The sequence below is a fragment of the Roseisolibacter sp. H3M3-2 genome (assembly GCF_029211165.1).
GTDB lineage: Bacteria > Gemmatimonadota > Gemmatimonadetes > Gemmatimonadales > Gemmatimonadaceae > Roseisolibacter.
Genome location: NZ_JARGEK010000543.1, coordinates 1 through 2,446, shown reverse-complemented (window position 1 = coordinate 2,446; position 2,446 = coordinate 1). Strand labels below are relative to the sequence as shown.

Genomic DNA, 2,446 nt, shown 5'->3' with positions numbered 1-2,446 from the left:
GCGGCGGCGCGCGGCGACGCGGTGGCGGCGTCGGTCGCGCCGGTGTTCGACGGCGCGCTGCGCGGGCTGGCGTCGATGATCGGCCGCGAGCGCACGCGCGTCCGCGTGGCCGTGGGCGCGCCGCACGACGTGCTGGCCCGCGCCGCGCACGAGACCGACGCGGACCTGGTGTGCGTGGGGAGAGGCGCGCGCCGCCGAGGCAGCGCGCGCTTCGGCGCGACGACCGCGCACCGCCTGCTGGCGCGGACGCGCGTCCCCACGCTCGTCGTCCCCGCCGGCCGCCACGACGTGCCGTCGCGGGTGCTCGCGGCGCTCGACGACCGGCCGGGCGGGGAGCGGGTGACCGAGGCCGCCGCGCGGCTCGCCGCGGCGTGCGAGGCGCGCCTCGACGCGCTGCACGTGGTGGACGACGAGGTGTGGGCGCCCGCCGGCGCGGGCGCGCCGTCGCCGCCGGACCGCGGGTGGCTCGCCGCCGCGGCCCGCGAGTGGACGGCGCGGGCGCTCGGGCGCGCGGGCGCCGCGGGGCCGCGCGCGTCCGCCGCGATCCGCGTGGGCGACGCGGGACAGGAGCTCCTCGCGCAGCTCGAGGCGGGCGGCGCGGACCTCGTGGTCGTCGGGCGCGGGGGCGACAGGACGCACGCCTGGCTCCCGCCGGGCGCGCTGCCGGTCGGCAGCACGACGCGTCTGGTCACGTGGGCGTCGCCGGCGCCGGTGCTCGTCGTCTCGCTCGACGGCGCGCGGGCGGCGGCCGCGTGCCGGACGCCGTGCGGGACCGCGAGGTGCCATGAGCACGCGCCGCCCGCACGACGCGCCGCGCCCGGCCGTGCGCGTGCACCCCGAGCTGCTCGCCGCGGTGGTGGCGGGCCGCTCGCTCGGCGCGGTCGTGCCGCGGCTGCTCGACCTCGCGGAGCGCGATCCGCTGGCCTCCGCCGGACGATTCCCGAGCGACGTGGTGCGCGGTCTGATGGAGGTGCCGGGCAGCTTCTGGGGCCGTCACCCCGACCTGTACGCGCGCTACCAGGCCGCGCTGCGCGCCAGCGCCGCGGCGCGGCGGCGGCTCCCGGCCGACGCGCGCCTGGCGTTCTGGGGGCCGCTCGACGACGACTTCGCCGTCCGCCGCGCGGAGCCCGACGCCGGCGTCACGCGGCTCCGACGTCCGGAGCTCGGCGACGAGCTGGAGACGGGGCGCCGCCCGGGGGCGTGAGGGCGCGCGGCGCCGGCGCGTCCTCCCTCCCCCGCGCGTCGCGCGTCCACACGTACGGGGCCGCCGCGAGCGACGCCAGGACGAGCGGCCAGAGGCGGCCGCGCCACAGCGCGTAGTTCTCGAGCAGCTCGCGCCACTCCTTCCCGTCGACGTAGCGGCCGACCACGCACTCGAAGGCGATCGTCAGGCCGACCCAGATCACGGCGACCCGGCCGCGCGACCATCCCGGGCCGCCGCGCACGAGGGCGCGCGTGGTCGCGAGGATGATCGCGATGCCGAGCGCGGCGCTGACCGCGTCGGCGGCCGGGCGCGCGAGCCAGGGGACGAGCGCGACCTCGCGCAGGATGCCGTTGCCGGACATCAGCACGGCGAGCAGGGCCCAGACGCCCACGACGCGACGGAGCGACATCACGACACCTCCGCTGGGGACGCCGCACGATCGCGCCGCGCGGTGCCTGCGTCCGTCGGGTTGCTCCCGGCGGCACGTCGGGGAACGGCGAGCGACCCGAGCCGCGCGCCGAGTCGCCGACCGCGGTCGGCGACGGCGCACTGATCCACCCGAATAGACACCGGCCGTCATCATTATGGACGGCCGGTCGCGTTGCGGCGCGCTACGGGCCTCCAACCCCGGGTCCGGCCCCTGCCTTCTGGAGAGTGGCCGCATCGCGCGGCCGCCCGCACGTCTCCCCAGAGAACGGAGGCCGTATTGCACCGCTCTCCGCTGTACGCGCTCGCGCTTGCCGTCGCGCTGTCGGCATGCTCGACCGGTGACGTCCCGGCCGCCGCCGACCTGCTCGGCACGGACGCGACGCTGGCCGCCCGGCTCGGGGCGGACACGGCCGCCACCGCACGCGCCGCGCTTCCGGACGCGTGCGGCACCGTCGCGGCCGCCGTCCGTCCCGCCGCCGCTGACGCGCGGCGCGCCGACTCGCTGGCACGACGCGGCTACGATGCGGAGACGCTGGGCAACCTCGCCGACGCGCGGTCGCTGCTCGCGCGCGCCGCTGCCCTCGACGGCACGAACGAGACGGCCGCCTACCACCTCGGCCGGACGCACGAGGCGCTCGGCGACCGGGCGGCGGCGGTGACGGCGTACTGCCGCTTCCTCTCGCTCACGCCGACGTCGTCGGAGTCCGCCGAGGCGCGTCAGCGCGTCGCGGTGCTGTCGCAGGCGGCCCCGCCGGCGCCGGCCGCCCAGCCGTCGGCGGCGCACGTGGCGGTGGGCACGGAGCGCGCACCCAC

The 2,446-nt window shown here is 79.5% G+C and carries 2 protein-coding genes and 1 pseudogene; 2 read left to right on the top strand and 1 reads right to left on the bottom strand.

Annotated features, from left to right (window positions below; genetic code table 11):
- Nucleotides 1-784: 784 nt before the first annotated feature.
- Nucleotides 785-1,204: a hypothetical protein gene (locus PYV61_RS24230; protein WP_275836446.1), complete on the top strand. Its 420-nt coding sequence runs from the start codon at nt 785-787 to the stop codon at nt 1,202-1,204.
- Here the strand turns inward: PYV61_RS24230 and PYV61_RS24225 are convergent.
- Nucleotides 1,140-1,613, bottom strand: coding sequence for a hypothetical protein (locus PYV61_RS24225; RefSeq protein ID WP_275836445.1), 474 nt, complete (start codon nt 1,611-1,613; stop codon nt 1,140-1,142). The two genes, PYV61_RS24230 and PYV61_RS24225, sit on opposite strands and share 65 nt — an antisense overlap.
- Nucleotides 1,614-1,910: 297 nt before the next feature.
- Here PYV61_RS24225 and PYV61_RS24220 point away from each other — a divergent pair.
- A pseudogene (locus tag PYV61_RS24220) lies at nt 1,911-2,446 on the top strand (hypothetical protein); the annotation flags it as partial.

Bases quoted from the DNA above. Each gene is read 5' to 3' on its own strand.
- PYV61_RS24225 (WP_275836445.1), bottom strand. From the start codon at position 1,613: ATGTCGCTCCGTCGCGTCGTGGGCGTCTGGGCCCTGCTCGCCGTGCTG.
- PYV61_RS24230 (WP_275836446.1), top strand. From the start codon at position 785: ATGAGCACGCGCCGCCCGCACGACGCGCCGCGCCCGGCCGTGCGCGTG.